This is a genomic window from Thalassospira sp. MIT1004, assembly GCF_001858545.1.
In the GTDB taxonomy this organism is placed as follows: domain Bacteria; phylum Pseudomonadota; class Alphaproteobacteria; order Rhodospirillales; family Thalassospiraceae; genus Thalassospira; species Thalassospira xiamenensis.
In genome coordinates, this window is the sequence record NZ_MCAO01000009.1 from 15,010 (window position 1) to 31,675 (window position 16,666).

The 16,666-nt window shown below is 52.0% G+C and carries 15 protein-coding genes and 1 pseudogene; 12 read left to right on the forward strand and 4 right to left on the reverse strand.

Annotated features, from left to right (window positions below):
* Nucleotides 1–2 precede the first annotated feature (2 nt).
* The 4 genes and pseudogenes from BC440_RS04265 to BC440_RS22345 all read right to left on the reverse strand — a co-directional run.
* On the reverse strand, nt 3–2,297 hold the full coding sequence (locus tag BC440_RS04265; protein ID WP_175484459.1) for a TonB-dependent siderophore receptor: 2,295 nt from the start codon (nt 2,295–2,297) through the stop codon (nt 3–5).
* A 347-nt stretch (nt 2,298–2,644) separates the two neighbouring features.
* Entirely contained in the window at nt 2,645–3,688 is a 1,044-nt protein-coding gene (locus tag BC440_RS04270; protein WP_071239624.1) for a FecR domain-containing protein, read from the reverse strand.
* Nucleotides 3,689–3,782: 94 nt separating this feature from the next.
* Entirely contained in the window at nt 3,783–4,298 is a 516-nt protein-coding gene (locus BC440_RS04275; protein ID WP_007092393.1) for an RNA polymerase sigma factor, read from the reverse strand.
* Between the two features lie 1,161 nt (nt 4,299–5,459).
* Nucleotides 5,460–5,573: pseudogene (locus BC440_RS22345) on the reverse strand (transposase); the annotation flags it as partial.
* 404 nt (nt 5,574–5,977) lie between these two features.
* On the opposite strand from BC440_RS22345, the gene BC440_RS04285 reads away from it, so the two are divergent.
* The 12 genes from BC440_RS04285 (at nt 5,978) to BC440_RS04340 (ending at nt 16,385) form a co-directional block, all read left to right on the forward strand.
* Entirely contained in the window at nt 5,978–6,190 is a 213-nt protein-coding gene (locus BC440_RS04285) for a hypothetical protein (RefSeq protein ID WP_175484460.1), read from the forward strand.
* Nucleotides 6,177–6,992 (forward strand): flagellin, encoded by an 816-nt coding sequence (locus tag BC440_RS04290; RefSeq protein WP_071239627.1) that lies wholly within the window; start codon nt 6,177–6,179, stop codon nt 6,990–6,992. Before BC440_RS04285 ends, BC440_RS04290 begins: the two co-directional genes overlap by 14 nt.
* A 78-nt stretch (nt 6,993–7,070) precedes the next feature.
* Entirely contained in the window at nt 7,071–8,759 is a 1,689-nt protein-coding gene (fliD, locus tag BC440_RS04295) for a flagellar filament capping protein FliD (RefSeq protein WP_071239628.1), read from the forward strand.
* Complete coding sequence (locus BC440_RS04300; RefSeq protein WP_071239629.1) at nt 8,752–9,222, forward strand: flagellar protein FliS; 471 nt, start codon at nt 8,752–8,754, stop codon at nt 9,220–9,222. The genes fliD and BC440_RS04300 overlap by 8 nt, the downstream gene beginning before the upstream one ends.
* Nucleotides 9,223–9,229: 7 nt before the next feature.
* Nucleotides 9,230–9,841: a sigma-70 family RNA polymerase sigma factor gene (locus BC440_RS04305; protein ID WP_139192073.1), complete on the forward strand. Its 612-nt coding sequence runs from the start codon at nt 9,230–9,232 to the stop codon at nt 9,839–9,841.
* Nucleotides 9,842–9,900: 59 nt separating this feature from the next.
* Nucleotides 9,901–10,584, forward strand: coding sequence for a hypothetical protein (locus BC440_RS04310; RefSeq protein WP_071239631.1), 684 nt, complete (start codon nt 9,901–9,903; stop codon nt 10,582–10,584).
* The gene (locus BC440_RS04315; RefSeq protein WP_065702077.1) at nt 10,581–11,087 is read left to right on the forward strand and encodes a periplasmic heavy metal sensor; all 507 of its coding nucleotides are present in this window, start codon (nt 10,581–10,583) and stop codon (nt 11,085–11,087) included. Before BC440_RS04310 ends, BC440_RS04315 begins: the two co-directional genes overlap by 4 nt.
* A 163-nt stretch (nt 11,088–11,250) precedes the next feature.
* Complete coding sequence (locus BC440_RS04320; protein WP_175484461.1) at nt 11,251–11,946, forward strand: FlgD immunoglobulin-like domain containing protein; 696 nt, start codon at nt 11,251–11,253, stop codon at nt 11,944–11,946.
* Between the two features lie 17 nt (nt 11,947–11,963).
* The gene (flgE, locus tag BC440_RS04325) at nt 11,964–13,259 is read left to right on the forward strand and encodes a flagellar hook protein FlgE (RefSeq protein ID WP_071239633.1); all 1,296 of its coding nucleotides are present in this window, start codon (nt 11,964–11,966) and stop codon (nt 13,257–13,259) included.
* Between the two features lie 26 nt (nt 13,260–13,285).
* The gene (locus tag BC440_RS04330) at nt 13,286–13,708 is read left to right on the forward strand and encodes a hypothetical protein (protein ID WP_063096052.1); all 423 of its coding nucleotides are present in this window, start codon (nt 13,286–13,288) and stop codon (nt 13,706–13,708) included.
* A 31-nt stretch (nt 13,709–13,739) separates the two neighbouring features.
* The gene (gene flgK, locus BC440_RS04335; protein ID WP_071239634.1) at nt 13,740–15,461 is read left to right on the forward strand and encodes a flagellar hook-associated protein FlgK; all 1,722 of its coding nucleotides are present in this window, start codon (nt 13,740–13,742) and stop codon (nt 15,459–15,461) included.
* Between the two features lie 12 nt (nt 15,462–15,473).
* Nucleotides 15,474–16,385, forward strand: coding sequence for a flagellin (locus BC440_RS04340; protein WP_071239635.1), 912 nt, complete (start codon nt 15,474–15,476; stop codon nt 16,383–16,385).
* Nucleotides 16,386–16,666: the final 281 nt, after the last annotated feature.

The window sequence follows — 16,666 nt, forward strand, 5'->3', positions numbered from 1 at the left end:
GGTTACCAGTCGTATTTTAACGTTGCTGCAATGGTCTGCCCCTCGTTCTGGTAGCAGTATCCGTTGTTGCAAATGTCGGCTTTGTTGTCGGCGAGGTTGGTGCCGTTGATGGCGAGTGTCAGGCCTTCAAGCTTGTCGCTGACCGCACCGAAATCATATCGGATTGCGACATCAAGCAGTGTGTAAGACTTGTTCTTGCTGGTGTTGGTATAGTTGGCATAGCTTGAGTCGATGTAGCGAACGCCAACGCCAAGTCCGAAGCCACTCAGTGGTCCGTTCTGGAAAGTGTAATCCACCCAGGTCGATGCGGTTTTTTCCGGCGTTACGAGCGGCGTGTTGCCACGGTAGGAGCCTTTGACGATCTTGGCATTGTTATAGGCAAAGTTTGCAACAAGGCTCAGGCTTTCGGTCACATTTGCCTTGCCTTCGATTTCAAGCCCGCGTGATTCAAGTTTGCCGATAGGCTCATAATACGAACCAATTGTGGCACTGTAGCCTGCATAGCGGGCAACATTGTCCTCGGTCAGCCGATAGGCAGATACGGTGACTAAACTATCGAACCCGATTGGTTCGTATTTGACGCCAACTTCATATTGTTCACCTTCGGTCGGGGTGAGCATCTTGCCGTTGATATCCTGACTGGTGCTTGGCAGGAATGAAGTGCCCCAACTGACATAGGGCGATACACCGTTATCGAACGCGTAAAGTGCGCTGGCATTAAAAGTCGTTGCGGTGTTGTAGTCTGTTGAGCCGGTATTTGTCAGGCGGCTGATGCGTTTGCGCTCTGCATAGTCGAAACGAACGCCGCCATTGAAATGCCAGTTCCCGTATTCCAGCTGATCCTGAACATAGACGCCTGTCTGGTTATAAGTAACATCATCCAATGTCGTGTAGGCAGGCGTGCTGCCGGAAATTGATCTGTTTGGGTCATCAAGATAGAAGCTGTAGTCGCTCAGCACCGCACTTGAACCAAATCGATAATCGGATTTCGAGTACATTAAATCCAGACCGGTCAGCAATTCATGAGAAACCTCTCCGGTTTCAAAGCTGGTAATTGCCTGATTGTCGACCTGTGCGCTCCAGAGCGTTTCCTGGACGGCCTGCGCCACGCGTCGATATTCGTTGGCGTCAGAAGGATTCCAGCCAGCCCCGGCAACGCCCCCGGTGAGATAGCGGGCCGTGAGGTCAAAATAACCAAATCGGGTGTTTTGAGCCAGGGTGACCGGCACGGAGTTCAGATGGTGGGTGAGTTCATAGCCGACCTGAAACTGATCTTGCTTCTGATAGTCGTAATCTGCGTCACTGGTACGATAGTCAAGGACTTCGCCATTCAGGTTCAGCAATGTCGCAGATGCGTCCGTCTCGTCATGTTGTAAAAGGGTATAAACGGTCAGGTCCGTGTTCTCATTGGGTTGCCAGCGAATGGTTGGCGAGAACATCTGGCGATCATCCTGGATGTCATTGCTTGTTTCGCCATAACGCGCCATGCCGACAAATCGCGAAGCCCATTCGCCATTCTCGCTGATATCCAGATTGTAGTCGAAACCACCTTCATAGGATTCCGTGTCGGTGAAACGTCCATAGACGTTGTTTTTGGCATCTTTGTGCGGGCGTTTGGTGACGCTATTTAGCAAGCCGCCGGGTGTCGTCTGACCATATAGTGCCGCCGTTGGTCCCTTCACGATCTCAAGCTGTTCAAGGCTATAAGGTTCGGTTCTGAAGGTTGCGTAAACGCCGGTCATCTGCCGCAGACCGTCGCGATAATCGCCATAGATATGAACCGGATAGCCACGGACATAGACCTGATCGAAGCGTGGATCATAGCCGTAATTATTGGTTGCGACACCTGCGGTATAGGCGACTGCATCCTCAATGCTGGCGACTGCGCGGTCTTCAATTTCCTGTTCGGTCACGACCGAGATGCTTTTGGCGGTTTCGATCAGGGGAGTGCTGGTTTTGGTTCCCGAACTGCTGGTTGTTGCGACGTAACCATGCGCCAGTTCGCTTGAGCTTTGTGCATTTGCTTCGACATAGACCGGATCAACAACAGTCGACGCATCAACATCGGAAGTTTCCATCTTTGACAGGGAAACAGTGCTCTCGCCCGTGAACCGATAGGTCATACCGCTACCCAGCAGCAGGACTTTAAGTGCATCAGAAGGCGTGTAACTGCCTTCCAGTTCCGAACTTTGCAAACCGTCGACACGGTCCAGATCGTAGAACAATTGCAAATTTGCCTGATCGGCAAAAGTCAACAGCGCCTGATTAAGGTCCTGTGACGGGATTGAAAATTCCATCGGTGTTGCGCTGCTCGCCGACGTTTTGTCCTGTTGTGCTTTCGCCGTGGCTGGAACCCCCGTAACGATCAACCCGGCAGCAAGTGCAAACAAACTTGCACCACATATCAACTGATATGCCAAACCTTTTACCAACCGGGCTTTGCCGGCTTTATTTACCTGCATTATGCAGACCCCCATCTTCGATATTTTCTTAATAACGCAAATGATTTGCATTTGCTGATGTTAGGTGAGACGGGATTTGCATTCTGATTCAGTAAGATAAATTTCTATTTTTTTGTTTTTCTTCAGGAGGAAGGTCGGGAAATGGCCGAAATGCGGCTTTTCCGGGAGACTGGGCGTCCGATTTAGTAAAGGAATGTCAGCAGCGGTGTGATGGAAACCTTGCGGATAGACAGCTCTGTCGCAATCAGGTCCAGCCCGATTTGTGGATCGCTCATGTCGAAAACACCACTGACAAGCTTCCGTGCAACGGCTTCATTGGCGATCAGGATTTTTCCATGCTGATAGCGGGAAAACTCGGCAACCACTTCACGCAAGGCAACCCGGTCAAAGATCAGCTTGCCCTTTTGCCAACTCAGAACACGGTCCGAATTGACGGGATAGATATCTTCAAGTGAATATCGGCTGTATCTGACAGCCTCATTGGGGCTCAGAACGAGCGATTTTGTGGGGCGCGCGCCGTTTGTCAGGCTGACTTTCACGTTGTGTTGCAATACGGAGACCGACGCATAATCATCGAATTTGTCGATGACAAAACGGGTCCCTAAAGCGCGTGCGATACCGTCGCCGGTGGACACGACGAAGGGACGATCACCGGCATTCTCCATCGGAACTGCCTGAAAGTCGACGAGGCCGGTCAAAATTTCGATCCGTCGTTCCTGTTCACTGAATTTGACGTCAATGGCGCTATCGGGGCCAAGTGTTATCTTGCTGCCATCGTCAAGGGTGATCGTTCTGATTTCGCCAGGTGCAGTATGATAATCTGCCCCCCAGACCAAAGCCGGATCACCCATCAGCACCCTGCCGGAAAACAGTGCGATGAGCAGACAGGCTGCCATCGCAATCGCAGCCCATTTTCCGATACCCGGGCGAGGCGGTTTTTTGCCTTTGCCTGTAATTACCGTAAATGGCCGGATTTGCGTGTTCTGCTTGTCGGTCTCATGTATAGAGCGCTGCGCCGCATTTACGTCGTCAGAAAACAGACTGGCATCCATCATCGCAAGTGCGTGATTGGCATCGGCGAATGCTTGCTGGTGGGAATGGGATTGTGCAAGCCAGGCATCAAGAGCTTTGTGTTCTGCATCATTCAGGCCGCCGTCAATCATCCGCGCAACCCAGTTGGCGGCACAAAGATCAATGCTTTCCTGCGTCTGTTGCGTTTGATTCACGTTACTGATCCGCGCCCGAAAATCGCTGTTTCATTTGGTCCATAACTTTAGGACGTTCAAAGTACAAGAAAAGGCTAAAAAATTTTGCACCAGATCACACGCCTTTCTTGCCCAGCCGTGCCATGACGTGGGCAATGGCACGGGCAATATGCTTTTGGACCGAACTGTCGGAGATACCAAGTCTCTCGGCAGCCTGATGATAGGTAAGCCCATCTACGCGCACCAGCACGAAGATATTGCGCGTCCTTTCGGGAAGTTCATCAAGGGCACGTCGCACGAAATCAAGTTCAGACTGATCGCCGACAATTTGTTCTGGCGAGGGAGCATTGTGAGGGATCGTTCCCAGATTGCTGTCATCAGCCCTATTCACCGGGTTACGCTTTTGTGCGCGAACATGGTCCACGGCAAGATTGTGGGCAACCCGATACAGGTAGGAGCGTACATGCGTCACATCATTCGATTTATTCTGCCGGGCGTGTTCGGTAACCCGCAGGAATGTTTCCTGTGTCAAATCCACAGCAATATCAGCGTCGCGCAACAGGCGAGTGAGATAAATCTGCAATTCCCTTTGATGGGAAAGGAATAGCGTTTTGATGTCGGTTATTGCCAAACCGAAAACCTGACTCTAATGATCCGATACTTGTTGAGTTATCAAAAATAATACTCATTCGCAATTAAATTGGGCCGCGTAACGGTTTAAAGAATGTGAAATATGCTGTTAGATCGCTGTTCTGCTGATCAATCCACGCCCTTCAAGCAGAAGAAAACGAGCAATAACTTATTCATTCTGCAGCATTAAATCCGTGCCATACGACAATTCCCTTTTCTAAGGGCAACCAGATTTCAATTGTCAATTTCAGGCGTACGAATTGGGGGCAGCCCTGGGGCATATATAAAGTTTTTCAGATTTTTCGAAAAAAGTTCTTGATTTGTTCTTTTATTTGTGGCATAAGAGACAAAGTCAACGGGAGAAAAGCACCCGGACCGAAACCCGCGCGGCCTTGAGCTTCGCGGGTTTTTGCATTTGGGGCTGGATGAAAGAGGTGATCAGGATGATGCGGCAAAGAGACGGACAGAGACACGGGCAGGGCGGCGAGGTGACCCGCAGGATATGGGGCGGCGGATGGCGGAGCCATTACGGCGGGATTCTGCCCAAGGACTAAGGGGACTAACCCGGTCATTTGTCATGACGGGAGAGGTGCGTCTTGTTGGAAAAGGAGCGTTAGATTTGCCGGGAGTGGCAGTAATGGCAGCAGCGGGCAGCGGTGATCTGTGACCCGTCGATGGTGGACCAGTGGGGGCCGTGCGCCCGAAGTGTGTCCGGGCTCCATCGGTAGCGGGAAGTGTTGCCATTGCCGGAGGTGATAGGAGCGTGCCGTGAAGCCGATGCGGCATGTTTTTGAGGTTGGGGGAGGCACGGGGTCTGCCCGGACTTCCGGGAGGCGGGCGTTTCGGTTTTGGGTTGTGTGTTCTGCTGTCGCATCGGCTATCGCTTGGCGGTGGCCCGGATGTCTTGGTCATGTTTCCGGCGGTAAAGATCATTGACCGAGGTGTCATTCGCAGCGTCAGTCCCAGGCTAGGGCCAGCGTGGCCGAGAGCCTGTGATCTTTCTGTGTTCCGGGCCGGGGCGGGTAAACGGATCAGATTTGTTCAGGGCCAGCAGCAATAACGTTTTCTTCGCTCATGCCGCGTCGCCAATCTGATCGATCTCGAGATTTCAAAGATGGGGATTGTCTCCTCCGATACCGCCGTATTTGGCTTTGTTCTTTTAAAATGTGGCTTCCGAGATGCCATGACGACGGCAAACATCCGCTGTCTTCTGCCCGGATTCCTGCTCCCGGGTCATCCCGATGATTTGCTCTTCCGTGAACCGTGATCGTTTCATATCGTCTGTTTTCTTCGTTAAGACAGACCTACTCATTTCTGGGCGAATTTTAAGGGCTCAGGTCAAACCCATTCTGCTTCAGAGTCTTTTCTAATCAGTCTCTTAGCTGAAAGTATGGGGTCAAGATATACGTGGTCGGGTATTGATGCCGTTTTGCAAGGTGGCATGCGCTGTTGAGATGCCTTGGTGCACTTGCGAGTCAGCGCCTCAACGGTTTGAAATGGGTTAAGGCTATCACTCAGGAAGGTCGTGCTAGCCCACTCTGCCTTATCCGCCGTTGGTGACAAGTTGTTGCCGCGGACCAAGGCAAAGGCAATACGTGTAAATGGTAGAAAAAACACGAACATCATAGAAAATGTTCGTGCCTCTCAATGCATAAGGTTGCCGTTTCGGCGGCCTTTTTCATGACAGGCACAAAATTTAAATCTGCTGCGAAATCCGGGAAAACAGCCATTTATCGTGTGGCATTGGCAGTTCTCGAAAAAAAAACAACAGAAGCGTCGCCAGTTTTATCGCCTGCACGCGTGGATATGAATACCGGCCCGATTTTGGGTCGGTTGGCAGGTATGTCACTTCCATTCTTCCATATAGGAGATCGCGAAAATGGCGAGCATTAACACGAATATGTCGGCGACCCTTGCGGTGTCGAACCTCAACAAGACCACCGATGAAATGACTTCCGTTTTGACGGCGATGTCGAGCGGCAAGTCCATCAACTCTGCATCGGACGATGCGGCGGGTCTTGCCGTTTATACTGCAATGTCTGTTGATTATGCGGCATGGGAACAGGCGGGTGATAACGCCGAAGTTGCCACGGCTATTTTGGAGACTGCCGACGGTGGCCTTGCCGAAATCGCCGATATTCTGGAACGTATGTATGAGCTGGCCTCAGAGGCGTCGTCTGGTTCTGTGACGGATACGGAACGTGCATATCTGGATGATGAATACGGGCAGTTGTCATCACAGATCGATTCCATCGTTGCGTCCACGACGTATTTCGATACGGCATTGCTTGATGGTGCGTATGATGAAAGCTTTGTTGTTTCAGCCGACTCAACAGTTGCTGCGATTTCCGTGACCCTGGCCCAGGATTATGACGCGGCCGGTCTTGGTATTGCGGCTGATGTGACCAGTTCCACAAACGCGACCACCGCACTTGGGGAAATCGAAGCTGCCATCGAACTGGTTTCGTCTGGCCGTGCAAACATCGGTGCGCTTGAGTCGCGCTTCGATTATGCCGCGAGCAATATCGAAACCGCTCAGACCAACCTTGAAGCAGCGATGAGCGTTTACATGGACGCCGATATCGCCCAGCTGAGCGCGGATCAAACCGAGTTGGGTGTCAAAATGGACTCTGCCATTCAGGCACTGTCAGTTTCCAATGACAATCTCGAGAAGCTCTCGCGGTTGCTGAGCTAACTCGTTGCAGGACCGCCTGGTCTTAGAGCCGCCGGGTGGTCCTGTTTCTTCTGGTATCGTGTGACAAGGGAGGGCTGAATGTCGACAGTGAACTCATCTACGTCGTCAAGCTATGTATCGTCGTCCTACGTTTCAGGTCTGACAGACCTTAATACCGCAGAGTTGGTTGAAGACGCCTATAACGCCAAGATGGAAGTTGCCGACACCATCGAGACAGAGGTTGACGAGCTTGAACTTGAAATTGCGGCGTTTGAAGATTTGCAGGATCTGCTTGAGGCGCTGGAAGATGCGGCAGAGGCCCTGACCGCCTCGGCCGAGCTTGACAGTTTGCGCGATGATGTCTGGGTTGGAAAATCGGCCTATCTGTCATCGTCGGATGCCAACACCACCGCATCGGATGTACTGGGTGTTTTGGTTGATGACGAGGCCGCGGTTGGTAGTTACACGATTGAAATCAAACAGATGGCAACCGCCCACAAGCTGGGTGGGGATACCTATGCCGATGCTTCATCGGCTGCTGGTTTGTCGGGCACCCTCAATCTTGTGGCCGGGGATGATTATACCGCAACGGATATCGAGATATCCGATGACATGTCGCTTGACGATATTGCCGATGCCATTAATGACCAGAGTAGTGCAACCGGGGTACGTGCCAGTGTGCTTCAGGTTTCCGATGATGAATATATGCTGGTGCTATCGGCTATTGATACCGGGCAGGAGATCACCTTTGATACCGATGGAGCAGACACGACGCTGGCTGCGTCTTTGGGGTTTGTCAATGACGATGGCGGTTATGCGAACGAGCTGGTGGCAGCTGATCAGGCGATTTTCTCCGTCGACGGGGTAGAGGTAACCCGCAGCAGCAATACGGTTGATGACGTGATTGATGGTGTGACGCTTTATCTGTATGCGGAGGAAGAAGGTACCGAGATTACGCTTGAAATTGATGAGGACGCGAGTTCGGTCTATGACGCGATTGAGGCTTTTGTCGACGCCTATAACGAGTTGCGCAGCTTTGTCATCACCAATCAATCCTATGAAGCCGGTCAGGGCGCGGATGAGGATGCGGTTTTGTTTGGTGATTCATTACTGAGTTCTGTTGTTTCATCGGTATATGACGCGCTTTCCTTCAAGGAAGATAGCGACACATATGCGACCTTGTCGTCGATTGGCATCACGTTTGATGAGAGCAATTATCTGGTCATTGATACCGAGACGCTTGAAGACGCGTTGGTGTCGAATTTTGACGATATTGCCGATCTGTTTTCTCTTTCCATCGATACCGGTTCCGACAATCTGTTGGTGTCGGAAGCCGACGGTTCCTATACGGGCACGTTCACGATCGATATCGAGGTAGATGTCGATGGCAACATGACCTCGGCTAGTGTTGGCGGCGATTCCAGTCTTTTTACGATCAGTGGCAACAAGATCATCGGGGTCGCAGGTTCGGCGTTCGAGGGGGTCGAACTGTATTTTGGCGGTGATAGTTCTGAAAGCGTCGATGTCACGATTTCAAGCGGCCTTGCCAATGAAATGGTTACCGCGCTCGACAAATATACCAACAGTTCGGACGGCCTGATTTCCGCCCGTATCGAGCGGTTGGAAGAACAAACCACCAATCTTGAGGATGAAATCGAAGATGTTACGGCCGACGCAGAAGAATATGCCGAGAAACTGACGGAACGTTATTCGGCTCTTGAGACCAAGATGTATCAGCTTCAACTGCTGCGTGAACAACTTGAAGCCTTGTGGGGTGAAGATGACTAAGAATTCACAGGCGACTGCACAACAGGCTTATCGTTTTGCCGGTGCCAGCGCACAATACAACAATGCATTGCGCACGACGTCACCCCTTGCGATGATGGTGATCGCCATTACCCGTACGCGCCAGCATTTGCGGGCGGCGAAACAACATCGCGAAGAAAAGCGTTTCGATCTTGAACGTCAGGAAAAGTCAATTGTCGTCAATCGATTGCGGGCTTTGCAGGCAATCGTCTCGCCGAAATCGGCCCCTGAATTGTCTCGTGATCTGTATGCGTTCTATGCGCGCATGATCAAACTTCTGGCTCGAAACGGGCGGAAAACACCGCTTGAGGAACGTTACGAAATCGTGGACCGGAACCTCGAAACACTGGCAAAACAGTGGGAGAGTTTCAAATCGGTAAATTCGCAGGCCGCTGGACCGCAACAGGTTCGTGGAACACGTCATATCGTGGAACAGGTGTTGTGAGGGGCAGTTGAGTGTAGGCATCCGTCGCGAAATGACAACGGGATCGCAAGCCTCCGAGGCGGCAAGACAGAATGCCACCCTGTCGGAACTTGCTGATCAGGATCTTGTGGCCCTGATGGTTCGGGGTGACAAGCACGCCTATCGCGTGCTTGTCGAGCGATACTATCGCGGGATTATCGGGATTGCGCGGCGTATGGGCCTTACAGGCAGTGACGCGGAAGATGTGGCGCAGGATGTTTTCGTCCGGGTATGGTTGCATCGGGAAAAATGGCGTCCGGAAGGAGCCACCTTCAAAACCTGGTTGTATCGGGTTGCGGTAAACCGGGTGATTGATCTGAAACGCAAGCCGCAATTCGTCGATGGCAGTGATCTTGAAAACGTGCCTGATGAGGCGATTTCACCAGTTGAACAGCTGGCACAACATCAGGAATTCAGGCGGCTTCGAACTGCGATCAAGCTGTTGTCTGAGCAACAACAAATTGCCATCAATCTGTTTTATGATCGCGAACTGTCCAATCAAGAAGCGGCTGCTATTATGGGGGTTTCCGTCAATGCGATGGAATCATTGTTAAAAAGGGCACGAAAGCGACTGCGTGAAGAGTTGAAAGCAATGGGATAGATCGTTAACTTCAGTTGCGTTCGAACAGGTAGGTTCGTCCTAGGAAAAAGCGGTGTGCTGTGAAGATCGAGAAATTTGAAGAATTGCTGGATCAGTACGGGTGGGACATTACATCCTGGCCGGAGCCGCTTCGCCATGAGGCCAACATTCTTGTTGCCCGGAATGATGAAGCAGCAGAATTGCTGAAATCCCTGAAATCTGTTGAAGATTTGCTGGCCGATGATCCCTTGCCGTTGGGCAAACATCGTGCGATTGACGATATTTTTGCGGTGATTGAGGCAGAAGAAAATGCGGCAGAGCCGCGACGCCATGACGCGAAAAGCGATGTCTTTTCCTTTAACGACGCGCGCCGCGGAAGTGGTGCAGAGCTTCGGGTGGCGGAACATCAGGGTGATTCTGTTCAACAGCGTCAGACTTATCCGTCCGAAAGGACCGCCAATCCGGTTGGTAGCGTGACAGGACCAACTGACCCGGCTCTTGCAATATCAGGTATCCGGGTGAAGTCATCGCGGGCATTGTTGCGGTATTCAGCGACCTTTGCTTCTGCCTTCGGGATGGTGCTTTGTGTGATGTTCGGTTTTGTGGTCGGCGTTGTGTTTACGTCCGAACAGGAAATCCAAACCAACGCCCAAGCAATCGAAATGCCGATGATGCAAGCTCTGGAAAATCATGTTTTTGATGAGGCCTCGCAAGGCATGGGAATCGGTTCGAATGGTGCAAACACGCAAACAGGGCGGGAATGATGATTTTAGATGATCGTCGCAAGCCTGATGCCACCCGAAGGTTCTTGTGGGCATCGCTTGCTTTGAATCTGTTCCTGATTGGGACAATTGCGGGAAGTATTGCCGCGGGTAGTACGATCCTCCACAGCTTTCTGGGGGGCTCGCCGCCGATGATTGGTCCGGACAATGGCCCGCCGCCGCCGGTTCGCATGCTTTCAGAAGTACGCGAGAAGCTGAGCCCGGAAGGAAAGGCCATTTTTGACGCCGAGTTCGCGCCGGTGATGGAAGATTTGATGAAACGTCGTGATGACCTGAAAAAGTTCAGAGAACTGCGCGAGGTTTTGCTGCGCGACGATGCAACGGATGCCGAAATCCGTGGCGTTTTTGAAAAAATGAAGAACGGTATCGGGGATGATTTTGGTCGTATACTTACGCACATGGCCAATGTCGCGGTCCAGCTGTCACCCGAAGATCGCGCAGAACTGGCATTGCATCGTCCTGGACCGCCACCGCCGCCGCAGTAACTTTTGCCGGGAACGAGCCTAAGATGGAAAGGAGTGCAAATGCGCTCCTTTTTTTGTTTTTGGATTTATTTTCTAAAAAAGTGAATTTGCTACGCCAGTTTTTCCGTCCGTCAGCGTGAAACGAACATAAGACCCGTTCAATGTTCGCTTCATGGAGGCGGTGATGAGTTACCTCAGCGGCCTGACATACGATAGCCTGACGGCTTCGACGACCTCGTCGTCAAGCACATCGACTTCGTCGAGTACGAGCGAGAGCTCGACCTACGAAACCTATATGACGCTGTTGCTGACGACACTTCAGAATCAGGATCCGACCGATCCGGAAGATGTCTCGGATATTACCGATCAGCTTGCCACCTTTGAACAGCTTGAACTGTCTGAGCAGAATAATGCGTTGTTGTCCGATTTGTCGGCTTCGCTGACGGCTTTGCAAGGGGTTGTCGATAACAGTGCGGCACAGTCCTATCTGGGGACTGATATCGTTGCTGTCGGGGATACTGCTCCGCTCGAAGGTGGTGAGGCCGAATGGTATTTCGTCCTTGATGATGATGCCTCGAATGTCAGCATCGAAATTACCGATGAAGACGGCAATGTTGTCTATGAGACGACGGTGACCGGTGCCGAGGGTGCGAATAATTTCACATGGGACGGGGTGACGGACGGCGGAAGCACGCTGAGTTCGGGGACCTATACCCTTTCGGTCGAAGCGACCGATTCTGACGGAAATTCCGTTGATTCTGAAATTCTCATGACCGGTGTGGTGTCGGCAATCGACCTGACCGGCGACGAAGCCGTGCTGTATGTCAACGGGGTCGATATCGCGATCTCGGACGTTCAGGGCACGCAAACAGTTTCCTGAAGTGAAGGATCAAGGCCATGAGCTTAAGCAGTGCACTGAATTCCGCCGTTTTGGGGCTGAATGCGCAATCGACGTCGCTTGGCGTGATTTCGGGCAATATCAGTAATAGTGAAACCGTCGGCTACAAGGACAGTTCGACCTCTTTCTCGTCGCTGGTAACGACACCCGGTTCGACGACGACCGGCTACTCAAACGGCGTAACCACATCGACCCAGACGAATATCAGCTCGCAGGGGTTGATCCAGGCCGACAGTACTGCGACGAGCCTTGCGATCTCGGGTGATGGTTTCTTTGTCGTGACCGATGGCAATGGTGACGTTTATTACACGCGTGCCGGTGACTTTGACACTGATGCCGAAGGCAATCTGGTTAACAGTTCTGGCTATTATCTTATGGGATACGCCCTTGACGATGACGGTAATCCGGCAAGCGGCACCGTTCCGACCAGCACATCGGCCCTGACGACAATCAATCTTGAAGATCTGACCGGAACGGCAGAAGGCACGACCGAAGTTTCGATGGTGGCAAATCTTCCGGCAGATGCGGCAGTTGGCGATACATTTTCCGTTGATGTCGAAGTGTTTGACAGTCTCGGTACCAGTCATACGGTAACCTATAACTACGAGAAAACGGCGGCGAATGAGTGGGAGCTGACTTATTCTGATCCGGTTCTGACCTCGGACGGAACGACGGTTACGGGTACGTCTTCGGGTGGTCCATTGACGATTACCTTTGACGGGGATGGCAATCTTTCGGCGATTACGGATACCAGCGGCACTGATGTGACGGACAATGCAACTCTGTCCATCACCGGCTGGACCACCGGGGCTAATGATAGCTCTATCGTTTCCGATCTTGGAACGGCTGGCGATGACGACGGCTTGCAGCAATTTGCGTCCGACGAAGAAGACGGCGACATGACGCTGTATTCGGTTGACCAGAACGGTTCGAATTACAGCGAGATCGCCGAGATATCGATCTCGGACGATGGGGTTGTTTCGGTGACCTATGAGAACGGCGAGAGCGAACCGGTCTATCAGATCGTACTGGCCGATTTTGCCAACGCGGATGGCCTGACCGCTTATAGCGATACTGTCTACAAGGAAAGCAACACATCGGGCAGCTATGTGCTGAAAACCCCGGGTGATGGCGGAACCGGAACGCTGGCGGATTATTCGCTGGAAAGTTCCACCGTCGATACTACCAGCCAGTTTTCCAAAATGATCATCGCACAGCAGGCCTATTCGGCGGCGGCACAGGTCGTTTCAACGACCAGCGATATGTATGACACGCTCATTTCGGCAGTGAACTAAGTCGTGAAGCAAGGGGATTTCAGGTTATGACAGCAATGGCTTTGGCACTTCCAAACGATAGCGACGCCGTCACGCAGATCATTGCGCGTCTCGAAGAACTTCTCGATGTCGAATGGCGGATCCTTGAACAGGGTCAGTATGACCTTTTGCCCGATATCACGGCGGAAAAGACTCTGCTGGAAGATGCTCTGAAGTCCGAACTGCGTGCTCAGAAACAGGCCGATCCGGAAAATCCGCTTGCTGGCCAGATCATCAATTTTGATTTGGTGCGCAGTCTTCGCAATAAGCTTGATCGCAATAATATCCGCCTTATGGCCAAGCGCGATGCCTGCCTGAAACGTATTCGTGCCGGTTGGGCCGCAACGGCAGGTGATCAGGCAACGTCATATGACCGCGATGGTGATTTGCATGGCAAATCAACGCGCGCCATTCTGAATTTGAAGATGTAACTGCACTTTTGACAACTGACAGGTCAGAAAAATGTCGATCCGTGCTGCCCAATCTGCTGCGTTCAGCGCATTGCAATCAAGCCAGACCGGGATTGCTGTATCTTCGAACAACATCGCGAATGCGTCGGTCGAGGGATACACAACCAAGTCGACCAGTCTGGCCAGCAATGTCAGCGGTGGTTCGGCTGTGGGCGTTTCGGTCACTTCGGTGGGATCAAGCGTTGACAGTTATCTGATCAAAGCGATCAACGAAGCCGCGTCGGAAAGTGGGTATGAATCCGTGTTTGCCGACCCGCTTGAGATTGTTTCAAGCAATTTCGGATCGGTTGGAGATGATGACGCAATTTCAACCCTGATTACCGACCTTGAGACATCAATAGCATCCCTTGCGGCCAGTGCAGACAGCCAGTCGGCCAAGTCGCTTGTTCTGACCGATGCAGAGCAGATTGCAAGCGAGCTTACCAGCCTTTCGGCAAGTGTTCAGGATCAGCGTGCGGCGGCCGATCAGTCGATCGAGGATACGGTCGATCAGATCAATTCGCTGTTAAATGAAATCCAGTCCTATAACAACCAATTGACCGGAACGGACGGTACGACACTGGCGGCAAGCGAACTTGAAGATGCGCGTGCGGTTGCCATCCAGGAACTGTCTGAACTGGTTGATGTTTCCTATTACACCAATTCATCCAACCAGACGCAGATCTATATCGGCGGGACGCTTGTGGTTGGTAGTCAGGTGCAGGAACTTGAATATAACGCGGTTGGTACGGTAAATGCCGACACGGTGTTTGGCGAAATTACCGTGAATGGTAATTCGATCACGGATGATGTCAGCGGTGGCGCGCTGGGAGGACTGATTGAACTTCGTGATGAAACCCTACCTGCCATTCAGGATGAACTTGATGCCCTTGCCGTGACTCTGATGGACAGCGTCAATGCCGTGACCAATCTTGGCACGTCCTATCCCGGCCCGAACGAGCTAACATCAAGCGAGACAACGGCGCTGACAGATGCCTTTTCCGGAACCGGCACCGTTCGGTTGGTGGCGACGGATGAGGATGGCAATGCGGTTGAAATTCTTGATATCGATCTGACTACGGTGACGACGGTTCAGGATCTGGTTGATCAGATCAATGGATCAACAAACATGAGTGCTACGGTAAATGCGGATGGCACTTTAACCATCGCCAGCACGGATGATGATTACGGTGTATCGATCATCAATATGGATGCCGAGATTGGTGCGGATGCGCAGGGATTGTCGGATTATTTCGGTCTGAACGACATGTTCACTGGAACCGGTGCCGATGATATTTCGGTTAATAGCGCGTGGCTGGCCGATTCCAGTCTGGTGCCAACCGGATCGGGATCGGACGACGCGACTCTTGCCGTTGGCGATAGCGTGATTTCGTCGGGAAGCTCGGATGTGGCAGAGGCATTGGCCAATGTTTTTGATACCAATGTCAGTTTCGATGCGGCCGGGAACCTTGGCAGTACCAAAACGACGCTTTCGGATTATGCATCAGAAATACTGTCTGATGTTGCCCAACAGGCTTCGACTGCCGAAACCAAGGCCAGTGTTGCCAGCACCGCGTTTAGCGATCTGGTTGAGAGTTTTTCCAATCAATACGGGGTCAATACTGACGAAGAGGCGCTGACATTGGCCAATCTTGAAAGTGCCTACGAAGCGGCCGCGGCGGTCCTGGAGATCACGCAGTCTCTGATGGACACGTTGCTTGAAGCTGTCCGGTAAAGGGTAAAGAACATGAGAGTTTCGACAGCCGCCATGCAGCAAAATCTGCTGAATCAGATGCGAAGTGTTCAATCACAACTTACAGATGCAACCAACCAGTCAAGTTCGGGAATGAAAGCGGACTCCTATTCCGGTGTTTCGGATAATTCCTATGTCATCAGCACACTAAGCGCGGAAATATCGGAATCGTCTGCCTATGCCGATTTAGCAGAGCAAATTCAAAGCCGGGTCGAAATGTATTATTCGACGCTGAATGATATGGTCGATCTGATGAGCGATATGCTGGCCGATATTTCGGGCGCACTTAGCACTGGAAGCACCGATGTTGCTGGGATTAATGAGTCCGCGACGGCAGCACTTTCCACCATGGCATCTTTGCTTAATACCCAATATGAAGACCGGTATCTGTTTGCCGGGTCGGCCACCAATACGGCACCGGTTTCTGTCGATGTGGCTGATTATCCGGCCATGACAACGCCCAGTGCAGCCGATACCAGTTATTATTCCGGCAATAGTGATATTGCATCGGCCAAGGTCGCGGATGGCACAACCATCGAATATGGCCTTACCGCCGATCAGGAACCGTTCGAGCAGGCATTGCGGGCGCTGAACCTGACAGCTTATGCATCATCCGATCCGATTGACGAAGCTGCCCTGACCGAGGCCATGACCCTGATCGAGGATGCAGTTGCGGGCATTGCAGATCTGCAAACGCAGGTATCCCTGACGCAGGATGAACTCGAGGCGATTGTTGACATGCATACCGACTTCCAACTGACCGCCGAGGGTATCGTGACCGACCTTTCCGAAGTCGACTTGGCCGAGGCCATGGTGAATCTTGAAACCCTGTCAGTACAGCTTGAGGCATCCTATTCGGTCGCCGGTCAAATCGTTGATATGTCGCTGTTTGAATATTTGCGCTGAATTTACCACATCGGATCTTAGTTTGGTTGCTGGTTGTGACGGTCGATAAAGGCCTCATACCTGCATGACGCTGCCAAACGCTTGCAGTTGTAGCCGAGCGCCATGAGCTGTCACTCAGCCTTGACATTTCTGATGCCGCGCACGTGGAAACGGGTGAAGCCGAGGGGGCGGATCTGATAATGTCGAATACGGGTTCGGTGGTCTATTTTCGTTTCCTGTATTCGGTTTTTGTTGGGGGCGGCTCGATCTTGCGCGTTTCAAGGAGACGATCTGATCCAGTG

Bases quoted from the DNA above. Each gene is read 5' to 3' on its own strand.
- BC440_RS04300 (WP_071239629.1), top strand. From the start codon at position 8,752: ATGACTAAGAATTCACAGGCGACTGCACAACAGGCTTATCGTTTTGCC.
- BC440_RS04330 (WP_063096052.1), top strand. From the start codon at position 13,286: ATGACAGCAATGGCTTTGGCACTTCCAAACGATAGCGACGCCGTCACG.
- BC440_RS04285 (WP_175484460.1), top strand. From the start codon at position 5,978: ATGACAGGCACAAAATTTAAATCTGCTGCGAAATCCGGGAAAACAGCC.
- BC440_RS04320 (WP_175484461.1), top strand. From the start codon at position 11,251: ATGAGTTACCTCAGCGGCCTGACATACGATAGCCTGACGGCTTCGACG.
- flgE (WP_071239633.1), top strand. From the start codon at position 11,964: ATGAGCTTAAGCAGTGCACTGAATTCCGCCGTTTTGGGGCTGAATGCG.
- BC440_RS04340 (WP_071239635.1), top strand. From the start codon at position 15,474: ATGAGAGTTTCGACAGCCGCCATGCAGCAAAATCTGCTGAATCAGATG.
- fliD (WP_071239628.1), top strand. From the start codon at position 7,071: ATGTCGACAGTGAACTCATCTACGTCGTCAAGCTATGTATCGTCGTCC.
- flgK (WP_071239634.1), top strand. From the start codon at position 13,740: ATGTCGATCCGTGCTGCCCAATCTGCTGCGTTCAGCGCATTGCAATCA.
- BC440_RS04290 (WP_071239627.1), top strand. From the start codon at position 6,177: ATGGCGAGCATTAACACGAATATGTCGGCGACCCTTGCGGTGTCGAAC.
- BC440_RS04315 (WP_065702077.1), top strand. From the start codon at position 10,581: ATGATGATTTTAGATGATCGTCGCAAGCCTGATGCCACCCGAAGGTTC.
- BC440_RS04265 (WP_175484459.1), bottom strand. From the start codon at position 2,297: ATGGAATTTTCAATCCCGTCACAGGACCTTAATCAGGCGCTGTTGACT.